Source organism: Pseudomonas baetica, assembly GCF_051216495.1.
In the GTDB taxonomy this organism is placed as follows: domain Bacteria; phylum Pseudomonadota; class Gammaproteobacteria; order Pseudomonadales; family Pseudomonadaceae; genus Aquipseudomonas; species Aquipseudomonas baetica_B.
In genome coordinates this window covers 1-16,198 of the sequence record NZ_JBPKAM010000120.1, presented here as the reverse complement: position 1 = coordinate 16,198, position 16,198 = coordinate 1, and the positions used below count along the sequence as shown (strand labels likewise).

Annotated in this window: 14 protein-coding genes and 1 rRNA gene; 10 read left to right on the top strand and 5 right to left on the bottom strand. The window is 60.0% G+C overall.

All coding sequences use genetic code 11. The features are described from left to right. Positions 1-212: 212 nt before the first annotated feature. Positions 213-328 (top strand): 5S ribosomal RNA (gene rrf / locus ACSFE6_RS27455). Positions 329-623: 295 nt separating this feature from the next. Beyond that, positions 624-2,516: a penicillin-binding protein 2 gene (gene mrdA, locus ACSFE6_RS27450; protein WP_435430537.1), complete on the top strand. Its 1,893-nt coding sequence runs from the start codon at positions 624-626 to the stop codon at positions 2,514-2,516. 12 nt (positions 2,517-2,528) lie between these two features. Here the strand turns inward: mrdA and ACSFE6_RS27445 are convergent, their stop codons facing one another. Beyond that, positions 2,529-3,488 (bottom strand): LysR family transcriptional regulator, encoded by a 960-nt coding sequence (locus ACSFE6_RS27445; protein ID WP_435430536.1) that lies wholly within the window; start codon positions 3,486-3,488, stop codon positions 2,529-2,531. 153 nt (positions 3,489-3,641) lie between these two features. On the opposite strand from ACSFE6_RS27445, the gene ACSFE6_RS27440 reads away from it, so the two are divergent. From ACSFE6_RS27440 to ACSFE6_RS27415, 6 genes are all read left to right on the top strand, one after another. Further along, positions 3,642-4,943 carry an MFS transporter gene (locus tag ACSFE6_RS27440; RefSeq protein WP_435430535.1) on the top strand — a complete coding sequence of 434 codons (1,302 nt, stop codon included), beginning with the start codon at positions 3,642-3,644 and terminating at the stop codon, positions 4,941-4,943. Beyond that, positions 4,940-5,695 (top strand): class II aldolase/adducin family protein, encoded by a 756-nt coding sequence (locus ACSFE6_RS27435; protein ID WP_435430534.1) that lies wholly within the window; start codon positions 4,940-4,942, stop codon positions 5,693-5,695. Before ACSFE6_RS27440 ends, ACSFE6_RS27435 begins: the two co-directional genes overlap by 4 nt. After that, entirely contained in the window at positions 5,692-6,633 is a 942-nt protein-coding gene (locus tag ACSFE6_RS27430) for a 2-hydroxyacid dehydrogenase (protein WP_435430533.1), read from the top strand. Before ACSFE6_RS27435 ends, ACSFE6_RS27430 begins: the two co-directional genes overlap by 4 nt. A 233-nt stretch (positions 6,634-6,866) precedes the next feature. Continuing rightward, a complete protein-coding gene (locus ACSFE6_RS27425) occupies positions 6,867-8,246 on the top strand; it encodes an MFS transporter (RefSeq protein ID WP_435430532.1) in 1,380 nt (459 codons plus the stop codon). 17 nt (positions 8,247-8,263) lie between these two features. After that, the gene (locus ACSFE6_RS27420; protein WP_435430531.1) at positions 8,264-8,656 is read left to right on the top strand and encodes a RidA family protein; all 393 of its coding nucleotides are present in this window, start codon (positions 8,264-8,266) and stop codon (positions 8,654-8,656) included. Then, on the top strand, positions 8,649-9,260 hold the full coding sequence (locus tag ACSFE6_RS27415) for an RraA family protein (RefSeq protein ID WP_435430530.1): 612 nt from the start codon (positions 8,649-8,651) through the stop codon (positions 9,258-9,260). The genes ACSFE6_RS27420 and ACSFE6_RS27415 overlap by 8 nt, the downstream gene beginning before the upstream one ends. Here the strand turns inward: ACSFE6_RS27415 and ACSFE6_RS27410 are convergent. Next, positions 9,257-10,174 (bottom strand): LysR family transcriptional regulator, encoded by a 918-nt coding sequence (locus ACSFE6_RS27410; protein WP_435430529.1) that lies wholly within the window; start codon positions 10,172-10,174, stop codon positions 9,257-9,259. The genes ACSFE6_RS27415 and ACSFE6_RS27410 overlap by 4 nt on opposite strands. Before the next feature lie 131 nt (positions 10,175-10,305). On the opposite strand from ACSFE6_RS27410, the gene ACSFE6_RS27405 reads away from it, so the two are divergent. After that, on the top strand, positions 10,306-11,202 hold the full coding sequence (locus ACSFE6_RS27405; RefSeq protein WP_435430528.1) for an alpha/beta fold hydrolase: 897 nt from the start codon (positions 10,306-10,308) through the stop codon (positions 11,200-11,202). Positions 11,203-11,369: 167 nt separating this feature from the next. On the opposite strand, the gene leuA is transcribed toward ACSFE6_RS27405, so the two are convergent. Further along, on the bottom strand, positions 11,370-13,049 hold the full coding sequence (gene leuA / locus ACSFE6_RS27400; RefSeq protein WP_435430527.1) for a 2-isopropylmalate synthase: 1,680 nt from the start codon (positions 13,047-13,049) through the stop codon (positions 11,370-11,372). 384 nt (positions 13,050-13,433) lie between these two features. Here leuA and ACSFE6_RS27395 point away from each other — a divergent pair, with 384 nt between their 5' ends. Further along, positions 13,434-13,790: a hypothetical protein gene (locus ACSFE6_RS27395; RefSeq protein ID WP_435430526.1), complete on the top strand. Its 357-nt coding sequence runs from the start codon at positions 13,434-13,436 to the stop codon at positions 13,788-13,790. Positions 13,791-13,898: 108 nt separating this feature from the next. Here the strand turns inward: ACSFE6_RS27395 and ACSFE6_RS27390 are convergent, their stop codons facing one another. Together ACSFE6_RS27390 and xseA are read right to left on the bottom strand one after the other, a co-directional pair. Beyond that, the gene (locus tag ACSFE6_RS27390; RefSeq protein WP_435430525.1) at positions 13,899-14,720 is read right to left on the bottom strand and encodes a peptidoglycan DD-metalloendopeptidase family protein; all 822 of its coding nucleotides are present in this window, start codon (positions 14,718-14,720) and stop codon (positions 13,899-13,901) included. A 3-nt stretch (positions 14,721-14,723) separates the two neighbouring features. Then, positions 14,724-16,103 (bottom strand): exodeoxyribonuclease VII large subunit, encoded by a 1,380-nt coding sequence (gene xseA, locus ACSFE6_RS27385; protein WP_435430524.1) that lies wholly within the window; start codon positions 16,101-16,103, stop codon positions 14,724-14,726. Between the last annotated feature and the right edge of the window lie 95 nt (positions 16,104-16,198).

The window sequence follows — 16,198 nt, the reverse complement described above, 5'->3', positions numbered from 1 at the left end:
ATAGGTCGGGTGTGTAAGCGCTGTGAGGCGTTGAGCTAACCGATACTAATTGCCCGTGAGGCTTGACCATATAACACCCAAGCAATTTGTGAACTCGACAGAGGCCAGATTGCGGTGTGTGAAGACGCAAGAACCGAAAGTTCGCACAACACACAAAGCTGTCACATACCCAATTTGCTGGAACGTCGCAAGACGCGTCAGCTCAAGAATTTCTTGACGACCATAGAGCATTGGAACCACCTGATCCCATCCCGAACTCAGAAGTGAAACGATGCATCGCCGATGGTAGTGTGGGGTTTCCCCATGTGAGAGTAGGTCATCGTCAAGATTAAATTCCGAAACCCCAATTGCGAAAGCAGTTGGGGTTTTGTTTTGCCCGCAGGAAAGTGACATGCCGTAAGGGACGGTCCGATGACTGTTCCTACGCGACACCATCATCAGAGAAACCTCGGCAGTCCGTGTACTCCACCGCCAAGATGAAAAACTCTTCACCCTCCATGACCGCCGTTGGAGGAAATCCCCCTCAATTGACTGGTCGGTTTTTGATAGGGTGCAACTCCTTTTCTAAGGACTGATTTGCGGCCCATGGATTGGCACCGTCTTTTCAACGAGTTGCCGAAGAAATGCCCGAACCGATTCCGATCAAGGACCACGAAACAGAAAGGCGCCTGGTAAACAAACGGCTGATGGCCTGCGCCTTGTTCGTCGTCGCCATTACCTGCGCGCTGGTGGTGCGCATGTACATCCTCCAGGTTGTCGAGTTTGACTACCACTCAACGATCTCAGAAAACAACCGGGTCCACGTCTTGCCGATCACGCCAACCCGGGGCTTGATCTATGACCGCAATGGCGTGGTTCTCGCGGACAACCGGCCCAGTTACAACCTGACCATCACCCGCGAACGCGCCACGGATGTCAAAGAGGAACTGGACGAAGTGGTCAACCTGTTGCACCTGCCGGCTGAAGATCGCACGCTGTTCGACAGGGCCATGAAACAGGCACGGCACCCGTTCGTGCCTGTGACGTTGTTCTACGAATTAACTGAAGAACAGATCGCGGTGCTCGCGGTTAATGAATTCCGATTGCCGGGTATCGATGTCGAGCCGCAATTCGTGCGTCATTACCCACTGGGCGAACACTTCGCTCATTCGGTCGGCTATGTCGGGCGCATCAACGAGAAAGAATCCAAGGCCTTGGATTCGGTGGAGTACCGAGGCACCCAATCCATCGGCAAGACCGGCATCGAGAAGTTCTACGAGTCGGAGCTGCACGGCCATGTCGGATACGAAGAGGTCGAAACCAATGCCCAGGGCCGTGTGCTGCGAGTGCTCAAGCACACCGACCCGGTTCCCGGCAAAAACATCGTACTGAGCCTCGACGTCAAACTTCAGGAGGCCGCCGAGCAAGCCTTGGGTGACCGTCGTGGTTCGGTGGTCGCACTCGACCCGTCGACCGGTGAAGTGCTGGCCATGGTCAGCAACCCGAGTTTCGACCCGAACCTGTTCGTCACCGGTATCAGTTCCAAGGAATACTCCACGCTGCGCGACTCCATCGACCGGCCGCTGTTCAACCGTGTACTGCGCGGTCTCTACGCGCCGGGCTCGACCATCAAACCGGAAGTGGCGATTGCCGGTCTCGACGCCGGCGTCGTCACACCCCAGACACGAGTATTCGATCCGGGGTACTACCAGCTCCCGGATTTCGATCACAAGTACCGCAACTGGAACCACAGCGGCGACGGCTGGGTGGATATGGACGCGGCGATCATGCGTTCCAACGACACCTACTTCTACGATTTGGCTCACAAACTGGGGATCGATCGCCTGCACGATTACATGGCGATGTTTGGGCTGGGTGAGAAGGTCTCCCTGGACATGTATGAAGAATCGCCAGGTCTGATGCCATCCCAGGCCTGGAAACGTGCCACACGCCGTCAGGCGTGGTTTCCGGGCGAGACCGTCATTCTGGGTATCGGCCAGGGCTACATGCAGGTCACGCCGCTACAGCTGGCCCAGGCCACAGCACTGATTGCCAACAAGGGTGTGTGGAACCGTCCGCATCTGGCGCAGACCGTGGATGGCGTCGCGCCGGTGGACGAGCATCCGATGCCGAACATTCTCCTCAAGGACCCGCGTGACTGGGAGCAGGTCAACCACGGCATGCAGATGGTGATGCACGATGCCCGCGGTATTGCCCGCGCGGCAGCGGCGGGGGCGCAGTACCGTATCGCTGGCAAGAGCGGCACTGCACAGGTGGTGGCGATCAAGCAGGGTGAGCGTTACAACCGGGAGAAAACCCGTGAGCGCAATCGCGACAATGCCTTGTTCGTGGGGTTCGCTCCGGCCGAGCATCCCAAGATTGTGATTTCAGTGATGATCGAAAACGGCGAGGCCGGCGGGCGCGTCGCCGGACCCGTGGTACGGCAGATCATGGACGCCTGGCTACTCGATCAGGACGGCCACCTGAAGCCGCAATACGCGACGCCAAGCAAGGCGCCGGGAAATCCCCACGTCTGAATCATCGAGGCTTCACAGCACAGGCTCACGAATGCTGAGCATGTGCTGGAAGCTCTCCAGGAACACCGTTTCGGCCTGGCTCATTTTCTGTTCGCGATTCCACAACAGCTGGATATCGAAATCCACCACCCCATCTTCCGGCGGCAAGCGCCAGAGCACACCTTGCTCGACATCTCGGCGCACCAGATGTGTCGGTAGGGCGCCAATCCCGTAACCTGCGCAGATCAGACGGTAAATCTCCTCGAAACTGGTGGAAGACGCGACGATCTTGCCAGTGAAACCTTGCTGGTCGCGAAACAGGGTCAAAGGGGACAGATTGCCACCCAACTGATCGCTGGTGAAGCTGACAAAGTTTTCAGCGGCCAACTGTTCCAGCGTCAGATTTTCCTGCCCGAATAACCGATGACGCTGTCCGCAAAAGTAGGCATAGGTCTCGCGAAACAACACCCGCTGTTCCAGTCGCGGCTGGGGTAAGCGGCACAGGCCGACGCCGATGGTCGCGGTCTTTTGCAGCAACGAACTGATGATGTTCGAGCTGCCCATCACTTCGACTTCCAACTCGATTTTCGGATGGGTTTCATGGAAGTCGGCGAGAAAATCATCGTAATGCCGTGCCTGGACGCCGCTGACGGTGAGGATGCGGATCTTGCCCACTACGTCATCGTGGCGACTCTCCACCACAGTGCCCAAACGCGAAATATCCCCGTAGATATCCGCCGCAATACGCAGGACTTCTTCCCCGGTTTCCGTCAGATCGAAGCGCCGACCGCTGCGGGCAATCAACACGCACTCCAACTGCTCTTCAAGACGTTTCAGCGCCTGGCTAACCGCCGACTGCGTGATGTGCAGGCGGGCAGCCGCGCGGCTCATGCTGCCTTCCTGGCCGATGACCAGATAGGTGCGGAGCAGGTTCCAGTCAAGGCGATCATTCAGAAAGCGCCGACCCACCCACGGGTTCGTTGTGGAGGACATAAAAATCCATGTAGTAGCAGGGCTAATAGTAAAGATAAGGATTTGAAAATTGACTAATCCTGGCACGGAAGCGATAAAGCCCACAAGCGCCACAGAGCGCAACCGTCAATGCCTTAACACCTGCCCAAAACTATAAGTACACAGGGTCCTTGCATGCACACCACCCCCCAACCGCGCCGAGCCGCGGCCGCCGCCTTCATTGGCACGACCATCGAGTTCTACGATTTCTACATCTACGCCACCGCGGCGGCGCTGGTACTTGGGCAAGTGTTCTTTCCCAGCAGCGATCCGGTGATGAGCACCCTGGCCGCCTTCGGCAGTTTCGCCGTTGGCTTCATTGCCCGTCCGATGGCCGGGATGGTGTTCGGTCATTTGGGTGATCGTCTCGGTCGCAAGAAGATGTTGCTGGTGACCATGGCCCTGATGGGGATCGCGACGGCAGGCATTGGCCTGTTGCCCAGCTACGCCAGTGCCGGCATCTGGGCACCGATCGGCTTGATCGTGTTGCGTCTGATCCAGGGCATTTCCGTCGGCGGCGAGTGGGGCGGCGCAGTGCTGATGGCCAGCGAGCACGCGCCAGCCAAACGCAAGACCTTCTACGCATCGTTCGCCCAACTGGGCAGTCCCGCCGGTTTGCTGTTGGCATTGATCGCCTTTCGCCTGGTCACCTCTCTTGAACCGGATGATTTCCTCGCCTGGGGCTGGCGTCTGCCGTTCCTCTTCAGCGGCGTGCTGATGATGGTGGGTTTGTTGATCCGTTCCGGCGTACATGAGTCACCCGAGTTCGCCAAGGCTCAGGACAACAACGAAACCGCGAAATACCCGGTGATGGACGTGATCCGCACCTGCTGGCGGCAGATCCTGTTCGCCGCCGCTGCCGTGACCATTGGCTCGGCGGGCTTCTTCTTCACCAACACCTTCATGATCACTTATGTGACCCAGTACCAGGGCATCGCACGCTCGACGATTCTCGATTGTCTGTTCCTGGTGACCATCATTCAGTTGCTCTCCCAACCGGTCTCGGCGCTGCTGGCCGAACGCATCGGCGAAGACCGTTTCCTCAAGTTGGTCGCGCTGTTGTGCATGGTTACGCCTTACCCGATGTTCCTGCTGGTGGGCACGCAAAACATTCTGTTGATGACCCTCGGCATCGCTATGGCCGTGGTGATTCTTTCGGCGCTGTATGCGGTGATTGCCGGGTACATGACCCAAGCTTTCCCGGTACATCTGCGCTACTCGGGGATCTCCATCGCTTACCAACTGGCCTGCGCCGTGGCCGGCGGCACTACGCCGCTGATCGGTACGCTGCTGGCCAGCAAGTTTTCCGGACAATGGTTACCGCTGGCGGTGTTCTTCACCTTGCTCTCGGCCCTGTCCCTGATCGGTGTTTGCGGTCTGGCTCGCCTGCGCGCCAACCCGGTCGTCACCCACGCTGCTAAAGAGGTGTATTCGTGAGTAAACCCGCACACATGGACCCGGTTGAATGGCAAGCCCGCTGCGAACTGGCTGCGTTATATCGACTGGTCGCGCACTTTCGCATGACCGATCTGATCGACACCCACATCACCCTGCGCATACCGGGGCCTGAGCATCACTTTTTGATCAACCGCTATGGCGTGATCTTCGACCGCATGCGCGCCTCCGATCTGGTGCGCATCGATCAGGAAGGGCGGGTGGTCGATCCGGCCTATGAGGGGCATCGGGTCAACGCTGCCGGCTTCGTCATTCACTCGGCGATCCACATGGCGCGCCCGGACCTGAACTGCGTGATTCACACCCACACGGCGGCCGGCATGGCGGTCGCGGCGCAGAAACAAGGCTTGCTGCCTATCACTCAGCATGCGCTGAAGTTCTACGGCAAGCTGGCCTATCACACCTATGAAGGCATCGCATTGTCGCTGGATGAGCGAGAGCGCCTGATCGCCGACCTTGGCCCGCACCGGGCAATGATCCTGCGCAATCATGGCCTGCTGGTCGGTGGCTCGGGTGTGGCCCAGGCGTTCCAGGAGATCCACTTTCTCGAGCGTGCCTGCCAGGCTCAAGTCCAGGCGCTGGCCGGTGGTTCGGCCTTGCATTATCCGTCGCCGGAAGTTTGCGCGCACACCGCTGAACAGTTCGACCGTGATGAGCAAGACAACATCATCGACCTGGCCTGGGAGGCCGCTCTGACCCTGATCGAGTCCCAGCGCGAGTCCTATTTGTCATGAGCGCAGTCATCAACACCGTGGTCCTGCTGTCACGCGATAACTTGCTGCTCAAACAACTGCAGGCCGCATTCGCCCGCAGTGCGCCGCAACTGACGACGGTGCTGGCCGATGATCCGCAGGCAGTCGATGCACAAATGGCAGCGTGCTGGTTTCCGTTGCCCGGCAGTCTTGCTGCGTTGCCGAATCTGCAGGTTATTCACTCGGTGGCCGCCGGTATTGATCATCTGGAACACGACCCGTCGTGCCCGGACTTGCCGATCTGCCGCGTGGTCGATCCGGGCCACCGACAAGGCATGACCGAGTACGTGCGCTGGGCGGTGATTCACTATCACCGTGGCTTCGATCAGGTGTTGTCGCAACAACGGCAACATCATTGGGAGCGGCCACTGCAACGGGCGGCGGGGCAATTCAAGGTCGGCGTGATGGGGCTCGGTTCTCTGGGCAGCGCCATTGCCCTGGATCTGGCTGCTGCAGGTTACGACGTGCGTGGCTGGGCGCGGCGCGACAAGGATTTGCCCGGTGTGCACACTTTTGCCGGAGCACAAAATCTGAACCCGTTTCTCGATGGCGTGGAGTTGCTGATCAACCTGCTGCCGCTGACCAGCGAAACCCGCGGCATCCTCGGCAGCGCCACGTTCGAGCGATTGGCCAACGGTGCTGCACTGGTCAATTGCGGACGGGGTGGGCATCTGAATATCGACGACCTCGAACAAGCGCTCAAGCGAGGGCAACTGCGCGGTGCCTTGCTGGATGTCTTCGAGCAGGAGCCACTGCCGATCGACCACCGACTCTGGACGATGCCCGGTGTGACCATCACCCCGCACATGGCTTCGGCGGCGTCCCATGACTGCATTGCCGAGCAAGTGGCGGAAAATTTCCGTCGCCTGAATGCCGGCAAGCCGTTACTCAACTGTGCCGATCGACTATTGGGATATTGAACCAACACACCATCCCCCCTGTAGAAGTGAGCATGCTCGCGATGAACCCAAGAACACCGCGTTTAACAAGTAAACACGCGTAATCGTTAACGACCATCGCGAGCCTGCTCGCTCCTACAGGGGGATTGCATAACCGATAAGAACTAGCTTCCCCCACCAGCCATAACAACAACCTTCGCCTCAACCGTTTTACTGCCAGTTCAAAACAATTAAATAAATTCCTGGAGTCAGTGATGAGCGATCTATCGTCCGCAGAAAAGTCCGGTGCACCACCGGAAGTTGCAATCAGCATGAAAAAAGTTGCGGTGGCCAGTGTGATCGGCACCACCGTGGAGTGGTACGACTTGTTTGTGTTCGCCACAGCGTCGGCGCTGGTGTTCAATAAAGTGTTCTTTCCAGATTTCGTTCCGTTGATCGGGACGTTGCTGGCCTTCGGCACTTTTGCTTCGGCGTACCTGGCGCGGATTGTCGGCGCGGCGTTGTTCGGGCATTTCGGTGATCGGCTGGGACGCAAGTCGATGCTGTTGATTTCGCTGCTGACCATGGGCGCGGCAACCTTCGCCATCGGCCTGTTACCGGACTTCGCCACCATCGGCATCTGGGCGCCGATCCTGTTGTTGCTATTGCGGGTAGTCCAGGGCCTGGCGCTCGGCGGTGAGTGGGGCGGGGCGGTGTTGATGGCGGTGGAACATGCGCCGGCCAACAAGCGTGGCCTCTATGGTTCGTTGGTGCAGATCGGCGTGCCGGCGGGGACCTTGATCGCCAACCTGGCGTTCCTGGTGATCGCTGCCTGCATGTCCCCTGAAGACTTGTTGGCCTGGGGCTGGCGCATCCCGTTTCTTGCCAGCGTGCTGTTGATCGCCGTCGGTTTGTACATCCGCCTGAACATCTCGGAAACCCCGGCTTTCAACAAGGTCAAGGAAGCCGAAGTGCAGGTGAAAATGCCCCTGGCCGAAGTGTTCCGCAAGTATTGGAAGCAAGTGGTGCTGGGCGGCATTGCCACCATGTCTACCGGCGCATCGTTCAACATCATCGTCGCCTTTGGCCTGACCTATGGCACGCAGAATCTCGGCTTCAGCCGCAGCGTGATGCTCGGTGTGGTGCTGCTGTCGTGCGCCTGGTGCATCGTCATGTTGCCGGTGTTCGGTGCGCTGTCGGATCGTTTCGGACGCAAGCCGATCATTGTCGGCGGCATCATTGCCGAAGCGCTGGTGGCGTTTCCGATGTTCTGGTTGATGGACACCAAAGAGCTGTCGATGGTGGTCTTCGGCTACCTGTTATTGATGACCGCGTTCGCTGCCAATTACGGGCCGATTGCGACTTTCCTCGCTGAATTGTTCGGTACCCGCGTGCGTTACTCGGGGTTGTCGATCAGCTACATGTTGTCCGGGCTGCTGGGCAGCGCGGCCACACCGATTGTCACCACCGCTCTGCTCGCGGCAACGGGGAAGGGGTCCTCGGTAGCCTGGTACATGATCGGCGCGGCATTGATCTCCCTGGTGGCGCTGTTGCTGCTGACCGAGACCTTCAAGCAAGACATCAGCGAAATCCCCCGCACAGTGCCGACGGATGATGCGGCCCCTGGCAAACCCTTTAAATCGGCTACAGCTTGACTCCAGGAGTTAAACCCATGCGCAGAATTCAATCGGCCCCGGGCTACATCGGCCCGGTCGGCCCTTACTCTCAAGCGGTGGTCAGCGGCCACCTGGTGTTCACCGCCGGGCAGATTCCCGCCCGCAGCAATCTGGACGAACAGCCCGAGGATTTTCCCGAACAGGTGCGGCAAACCTTGCGCAACCTGGAGGCGATCCTGATCGAAGCGGGCTCCGATTTCAGCCATGTGATCAAGGTCAACGCCTACCTGACCGATCCGGCGCAACTGGAACCGTTCAACGCGGTGTATCGCGAGTTTCTCGGTCACGCGCCACCGGCCCGCACCACGGTGTGCGTGGCGTTGTGGGGCGTGTCGCTGGAGATCGACTGTGTCGCCGAATTGATTCACAAGGAGCCGCAACATGGATGAGTCGCAATTGATTGAACAGCTCAAGGCGGTGAGTTTTCCGACCCTCGGGCATTTTCTCGAAGAGGGTTTTGCCGACTCGCAATTGAGGGCCATGGTACCCAACGTGAAAGTGGTCGGGCGTGCGTTGACCCTGAAACTGGTGGGCGCCGATGCCATCGCCGTCAACCAGGCACTGGCGCGAATCAGGCCGGGCGATGTGCTGGTGATCGACACCGATGGCGATCACCGCCATGCACCGGTCGGCGCGGTTACCAGTTGCGCGGCCCGTTGCGCAGGCGCAGTGGCGATAGTGGTCGACGGTGCCGTGACGGACCTGCTGGAACTGCGTGAAGCCGGGTTGCCGGTGTTCGCCCGTGGCACCAGCCTGTTGACCACCAAGTTGCACGGGCGTGGAGACAGTGAGATCAATCAGCCGATTCACTGCGCGGGCGTGACGGTGCAGCCGGGGGATTGGGTGCTGGCGGACGACAATGGCGTGCTGTTTCTCGACACGGCAACCGCAGCGTCTGTCATCGAGCAGGCGCTGGCCTCGGATCGCGCCGAGCCGCGTCTGCTTGAACGCTTGCGTGCAGGAGAACCGGTGGCGCAGGTCCTGCGGGTCTAGTCCGTCAGCCGTTGTTGAAGGCTTTCCAGAAAGATCGTCTCGGCACGGCTCATGCGCTGTTCGCGGTTCCACAGCAAGTGAATGTCCACATCGGCGATCCCTTCGTGGGGCGGCAGGCGCCAGAGCAATCCGGCGTCGACGTCGGCCGCCACCACGTGTTCGGGCAAGCAGCCGATACCGAAGCCGGCGATCACCAGTCGCCGGACTTCCTCCAGGCTCGGCGATGAGGCGACGATGCGTCCGCTGAAACCCTGTTGATCGCGAAAAATCGTCAGCGGTGACAGCATGCCGCCGATCTGGTCACTGGTGAAACTGACAAAATTCTCCCGCTGCAAATCCCCTTCGGCGACGTCCCGTTGGCCGAACAGGGCGTGATGCTTGCCGCAGAAAAACGCATAACGCTGGCGCAGGAACAGGCGTTGTTCCAGGCGCGGTTGCGGGCGGCGGTTGAGGCTCAGGCCGAGGGTCGCGGTTTTTTCCTGCAAGGCACTGACGATGTCGGAACTGCGCATCACCTCGACTTCCAGATCCACACGCGGGTGTTGGCGATGGAAGTCTGCGAGGAAGTCATCGAAGCGCTCGGAAAAGATCCGGCTGATGATCAATAGGCGCACCTTGCCGATCACTTCGTCGGCCGGTGTTTCCAGCACGCTGCTGACCTGGGACATCTGCCCGTAGATTTCCCCGGCCAGGGCGAAGATCTGCTCACCGACTTCAGTCAAGGCAAAGCGCGGTCCGCGACGGGCGATCAGTTGCCGGCCCAGCTGTTCTTCCAGGCGCTTGAGTGCCTGGCTCACCGCAGGTTGCGTCAGGTGCAGGCGGGCGGCGGCGCGGCTGATGCTCAGCTCCTGGCCGATCACCCGAAAGGTGCGCAGCAGGTTCCAGTCCAGGCGGTCGTTGAGCAGGGGTTCCATAGGCGTTGGGCAGATCGTCAAAGTCTGATGAGGGAATCAACAAGTTACCAAACGGATTCGATAACATGCCCATTCGCGAGAGCGGAACGATAGTTAATTTTGGCTTTCCTGGAAAGGCGCGGATACGCAGCATGTACAACGACGCTCCTCCCTCGATGCCTTGGCGAGCACTGCGCGCACTTGGCAGACACGTCGCGCGCAAGGCGCTGCCCGGCGCGGCGTTGTTGTTGCTGGCCGCGTGTGTTTCCGTTCCGGTTCCCGGCGAGCGCCGTCAGGCAGCCATTTCGCTGGCGCAGGCCCAGCATTGGCACGGCACTGACATCGCAACATCGACATTCAACCTTCAAGCCTTCATTCCCGACATCTTCAACCAGGACGAGCACCTGACGGTTTACCTCGAAGGCGACGGCTTTGCCTGGATCAGCGCCAGTCAACCTTCAAGCGACCCCACGCCCGTCAACCCGGTGGGCTTGCGGTTAGCCTTGGCACAGCCCTCGGGGAACGCCGCCTATCTGGCGCGCCCTTGCCAGTTCCTGGCCGATCAGAGCCACTGTGGCCAACGCTACTGGACCCACGCACGTTTCGCCGAAGAAGTGGTCGCCAGCCTCGACCAGGCGGTCGACAAGCTCAAAGCGCAGGCGGGTGCGCAACGGGTGACCTTGGTCGGGTATTCCGGGGGAGGGGCCTTGGCCCTGTTGCTCGCCGCACGGCGCAACGATGTGCGAAACATCATTACGGTGGCCGGTAATCTCGACCCTGATGCGTGGACCGAATACCACCACGTCCGCCCGCTGGACGGCTCCTTGAATCCGGTCGCTCAGTTGACGGCATTGGCGAAGATCCCGCAGACACACCTGAGCGGCGCAGACGACAGCGTAGTGCCGCCAGTGTTGGCAACGCGATTTGTCGCGGCTTACCCCAAGACAAGTATGGCCAGTGTCAGGGTCATTTCCGGGTATACCCATCAATGTTGCTGGGCGAAGGATTGGGCGCAGCTTTGGCCGCAATTGCAAGATGTCGGCCACTGATCCCGATCGAGGCGGCCTGAAAACCGAGCTGACTTCTGCGGCTGTACTCGATCCTCTGTGGGAGCGAGCCTGCTCGCGAAAGGGGCAGTACAGGCAACACTAAGATCACAGGCAAGCAAAAAGGCCCCGAGGTTCACACCTCGGGGCCTTTTGCATTGCAGCGAAGCTTACGCCGCTTTGGCTTCCGGCTGGCTCAGGGAGCGGTTCAGCGCGCTGAACAGAGCCTTGAAGCTGGCGGTGGTGATGTTTTCGTCGATGCCGACGCCATGCACCGCACGCTCGCCATTCACTCGCAGTTCAATGTAGGCCGCGGCCTTGGCATTGGTGCCCGCGCCGATGGCGTGTTCGTTGTAGTCCATGATTTCCACCGGAATCGGCAAGCCGGCCACCAGCGCTTCCAGGGCGCCGTTGCCCTTGCCGCGCCAGTGCAGGTTGGTTTCGCCTTGGCCTTTGCTGGCTACTTCCACTTCGACGGCACTGTGGCCGTTTTCTTCCTGCAGGCGATGGCTGACCAGCGCGTACGGTGTATTGGCTTGCAAGTATTCGCTGCGCAGCAGCTCGTGGATCTGTTGGGCGGTCATTTCCAAGCCCAGGCGATCGGTTTCACGCTGAACGACCTGGCTGAACTCGATCTGCATGCGACGCGGCAGGCTGATGCCGTATTCCTGCTCCAGCAGGTAGGCGATGCCGCCCTTGCCCGACTGGCTGTTGACGCGGATGACCGCCTCGTAGCTGCGGCCGATGTCGGCCGGGTCGATCGGCAGGTAAGGCACTTCCCACAGGGCATCGGATTTCTGCTGGGCGAAGCCTTTGCGGATCGCGTCCTGGTGGGAGCCAGAGAATGCGGTGTGTACCAGGTCGCCAACATACGGGTGACGCGGGTGAACCGCGATCTGGTTGCACTCTTCGACGACCTTGCGCACACCGTCGATGTCGGAGAAGTCCAGCTCAGGGTTCAGGCCTTGGGTGTACATGTTCAGCGCTACGGTCACGAGGTCGACGTTACCGGTACGCTCGCCGTTGCCGAACAGGCAGCCTTCGACACGGTCGGCACCAGCCATCAGACCCAGTTCGGTAGCGGCTACGCCGGTACCACGGTCGTTGTGGGTGTGCAGGCTGATGATGACGCTGTCACGACGGCTGATGTGACGACCGAACCATTCGATCTGGTCGGCATAGATGTTCGGGGTCGCGCATTCGACGGTGGCCGGCAGGTTGAGGATGACCTTGCGCTCGGGCGTCGGGTTCCAGACTTCGATCACCGCGTCGCAGACTTCCTTGGCGACCTCGAGCTCAGTGGCACTAAAGGTTTCCGGGGAGTATTGGAAGGTCCACTCTGTTTCGGGCTGCTGAGCGGCATATTTGACGAACAGCTTGGCCGCGTTCACGGCGATTTCCTTGACCCCGTCCGTGTCCTGATTGAAGACAATGCGGCGGAAAGAAGGAGAAGTGGCGTTGTACAGGTGAACGATGGCCTTTTTCGCGCCACGCAGGGATTCGAACGTGCGCGCGATCAAATCTTCACGTGCCTGGGTCAATACCTGGATGGTGGTGTCGTCCGGGATATGACCGTCTTCGATCAGCGTACGGACGAAGTCGAAATCGGTTTGCGAAGCGGAAGGGAAGGAGGCCTCGATTTCTTTCACGCCGACCTGCACCAGGGTTTTCCAGAAACGCAGCTTTTTGGCCGAATCCATCGGTTCGATCAGCGACTGGTTGCCGTCGCGCAGGTCGGAGCTGCACCAGATCGGGGCGGTGGTGATGGTCTTCGATGGCCAGGTACGGTCCGGCAGGTTGATCACAGGAAACGCGCGGTATTTCGAAGACGGGTCTTTGAGCATGCTCATCGGGAAATCCTTATTGTGTGGGCCGAAAAAAGGCGGCCTGCCGGTGGATCAAATGTTCTGGGGGTAAAGCGTGAGACGAGGCGCCGCGATTCAGCCCGGCAGTCGTGCACTGACAAGGCACAGACTGCGGTGCTGACGGAGCTGAATGAGGGTGTGAGAGGTTTTCATGTCTTCAACCCTAACCGCCGTAGGGAAGGATGGCAAGCAGTCGGGAAAAATTGAGAGGAATACTCGTCAGTGCCGGTTTATCGAGATTTTATTGCTGTGTATTTACCTAGGCTTATGGTTGTTTGCGCAGGGTTTGGGTGATGCGCAATCGGGGCTTTAAGCATTGGCTCGTGGTAGCAGGGCTATGCTTAAAGCCTCGGCAAGCAGGAGTCGACGATGAACGAATCCGATTGGAAACTTTATTGCGCGTTGCGTCCGGTGGCCCATGAGCGCATGTGCACCCGGATCATGTCCGATGTCGAAAAGATCGTACTGGACAAAAGCGTCGCGCCCTATGAGCGGATCGATGCCAGCGAGGAACTGCTGAAGGCCGGGCAAAAAGAGCTGTACTGGGCGTTTGGCGTCTTCAGGTTTTCACGCCATGAAGCGCGATCGCACCTGCTTGGGTTGTGTGCGCGGGAGTTGATCAAGGCAGAAGAGTTGACCGGCTTCTCGCAAGAGACTCAGGAGTGGATCAAGCACTGCTTGGCGGACCGGGAAGTCCACGGGATTGAAGATTTGGACGCTGAATAGGCGGCGCCAGAGCTACCGTCTTCGCGAGCAGGCTCGCTCCCACAAGGATCTCTGAAAACCTGTGGGAGCGAGCCAGCTCGCGAAGAGGCCATAAGCCTCAGCGAAAATCTAAGGCTGAAACGCCCCGATAAAAATCGCCGGATCCACCCGCGCATCATTGAGGCTGACATTCCAGTGCATATGCGGCCCGGTCGCCCGGCCTGTCGCTCCGACCTTGCCGACCACGCCACCGCGAGCCAGCTGCTGCCCAACCTTCACATCGATCTTCGACATGTGGCAGAACATGCTGATAAAGCCCTGGCCATGGTCGACAAACACTGTGTTGCCGTTGAAGAAGTAATTACCGATCAGGATTACCTTGCCCGCGGCCGGAGTCTTGATCGGTGTGCCGGCAGGCACGGCAAAATCCAGCCCCGAGTGGGGATTGCGCTCTTCGCCGTTGAAGAAACGGCGCACACCGAACTTGCTCGACAATGGGCCGTTGACCGGTTTATCCAGCAGCAGGTTGCTGGGGGTATTCGGGCTGAAGGTGCGATAGGCGGCGACCTGTTCGGCCAGTTCGCGCTCGATGCGCTTGAGGTTCTGCGGGTCAGGATTGACCTGTTGCGTGTTCTTCAGGGTGATGCGCTGTTCCGGGTACTTCTTATTGCCAACGGTGAAGCTGAGGTTGCGGCCGCCGCTGTTGATGGACTGGGCGCCCGGCTTGACCGTCAGCGGCACGCCGACGATGGCCAGCCAGTTGTTCTGCTCCTTGACCACCAGCACAGGTTTGCCTTGGTAGTTGGCTTTGGGCGCCAGGGGGGAGGGCCCGAGATCCACCACAGCCACACCGCCCGGCACGGGTTTGTTCAGCAGGCGCGTGATGTAACTGTCGGCGTGGGCATTGAACGTCAGGCACAGCAACAGAAGTGAAGCTAGAAAACGCGGCATGGATCAATCCAGTAAAGAAAGGGTGACGGGCGTCAGGTGATTGTCTTCGACACGCACTTGTAGCTCGCCTTCGCCCAGCTTGGCCTTCAGGCGCTGGCCGGTATGGGTTTGAGTGGCGCTGCGGATCGCATTGCCGCGCTCGTCCAGCAAAATGCTGTAGCCACGACCGAGGGTCGCCAGGGGGCTGACCACATGCAGCGTCTGCATCTGGCTTTGCAGTTGCAGGCGACGGCTCTTCAAACCCTCGCGCATGGCCCGGGGCAGGCGTTCGGCGAGGCTGTCGAGGCGCTGGCGGAGCATCGCCAGTTGCCGGCCCGGATGTTGTCCGGCCAGGCGCGTTTCCAAGCGAATCAGGCGTTCGCGACGGGTATTGAGGCTGCGCTCGAAGGCACGGCGCAGGCGCATGTCCAGATCGTCCAGGCGTTGTGCTTGTTGTCGCAGGCGTTCGCCAGGGTGGCGCAGGCGACGGGAGATGCCTTCCAGGCGCAGCCGGTCGCGCATCAGGCGGTCGCGCATGCGCATCACCAATCGGCGGTGCAGGCTTTCGACACGGCGCAGCAAATCGCTGGAATCCGGTGCCAGCAGCTCGGCGGCGGCAGATGGGGTGGGGGCGCGAACGTCGGCCACGAAGTCACTGATTGACACGTCGGTTTCGTGGCCGACCGCGCTGACGATCGGCGTTACGCAGGCGTCCACGGCGCGGGCTACCGCTTCCTCGTTGAAACACCAGAGGTCTTCCAGGGAGCCGCCGCCACGGGCCAGGATCAAGGCGTCGAAGCCGCGGGCATCCGCCAGCTTCAGTGCGCGGACGATTTGTGCGGTGGCTTCGCGACCCTGAACGGCGGTGGGGATCAGCGTCAACTGAACCTGTGGTGCCCGGCGGCGGAACACGCTGATGATGTCGCGGATCACTGCGCCGGTGGGCGAACTCACGATGCCGATGCGTTGCGGATGTGCCGGCAACGGCACTTTGCGTTCGGCACTGAACAGGCCTTCGGCGCTGAGTTTTTCCTTCAAGGCATCGAAGGCCAGGCGCAGCGCGCCATCACCGGCGGGTTCCACGGTGTCGAGGATCAGCTGATAATCGCCGCGTCCCTCGAACAGCGAGACCTTGCCCCGCACCTTGACGGCCAGGCCATCTTTCAACGCCTGGCGTACCCGCGCAGCGTTTTGCCGGAAGAGGGCGCATCGCACCTGGGCGCCGCTGTCCTTGAGTGTGAAGTACACGTGGCCGGAGGCTGGCCGGGCGAGGTTGGAGATTTCGCCTTCGACCCAGATGTTGCTGAACACGTCTTCAAGCAACACCCGTGCGCGGCCGTTGAGCTGGCTGACGGTCAGGACTTCGCGGTCCAGGCCGAGTCTTGCAAAGGGATCTTTAATCATGGGGCGCAGTTTAAAGGCATTCGGTGATCAATCTCCATGAGTCCGCACAAATCCCTTGTGGGAGCGAGCCTGCTCGCGAAGGCGTAGTGTCAGTC

What these genes read in the sequence shown, in the direction of transcription:
- mrdA (WP_435430537.1), top strand. Translation starts at nt 624, where the DNA reads ATGCCCGAACCGATTCCGATCAAGGACCACGAAACAGAAAGGCGCCTG.
- ACSFE6_RS27445 (WP_435430536.1), bottom strand. Translation starts at nt 3,488, where the DNA reads ATGTCCTCCACAACGAACCCGTGGGTGGGTCGGCGCTTTCTGAATGAT.
- ACSFE6_RS27440 (WP_435430535.1), top strand. Translation starts at nt 3,642, where the DNA reads ATGCACACCACCCCCCAACCGCGCCGAGCCGCGGCCGCCGCCTTCATT.
- ACSFE6_RS27430 (WP_435430533.1), top strand. Translation starts at nt 5,692, where the DNA reads ATGAGCGCAGTCATCAACACCGTGGTCCTGCTGTCACGCGATAACTTG.
- ACSFE6_RS27425 (WP_435430532.1), top strand. Translation starts at nt 6,867, where the DNA reads ATGAGCGATCTATCGTCCGCAGAAAAGTCCGGTGCACCACCGGAAGTT.
- ACSFE6_RS27420 (WP_435430531.1), top strand. Translation starts at nt 8,264, where the DNA reads ATGCGCAGAATTCAATCGGCCCCGGGCTACATCGGCCCGGTCGGCCCT.
- ACSFE6_RS27415 (WP_435430530.1), top strand. Translation starts at nt 8,649, where the DNA reads ATGGATGAGTCGCAATTGATTGAACAGCTCAAGGCGGTGAGTTTTCCG.
- ACSFE6_RS27410 (WP_435430529.1), bottom strand. Translation starts at nt 10,174, where the DNA reads ATGGAACCCCTGCTCAACGACCGCCTGGACTGGAACCTGCTGCGCACC.
- ACSFE6_RS27405 (WP_435430528.1), top strand. Translation starts at nt 10,306, where the DNA reads ATGTACAACGACGCTCCTCCCTCGATGCCTTGGCGAGCACTGCGCGCA.
- leuA (WP_435430527.1), bottom strand. Translation starts at nt 13,049, where the DNA reads ATGAGCATGCTCAAAGACCCGTCTTCGAAATACCGCGCGTTTCCTGTG.
- ACSFE6_RS27395 (WP_435430526.1), top strand. Translation starts at nt 13,434, where the DNA reads ATGAACGAATCCGATTGGAAACTTTATTGCGCGTTGCGTCCGGTGGCC.
- ACSFE6_RS27390 (WP_435430525.1), bottom strand. Translation starts at nt 14,720, where the DNA reads ATGCCGCGTTTTCTAGCTTCACTTCTGTTGCTGTGCCTGACGTTCAAT.
- xseA (WP_435430524.1), bottom strand. Translation starts at nt 16,103, where the DNA reads ATGATTAAAGATCCCTTTGCAAGACTCGGCCTGGACCGCGAAGTCCTG.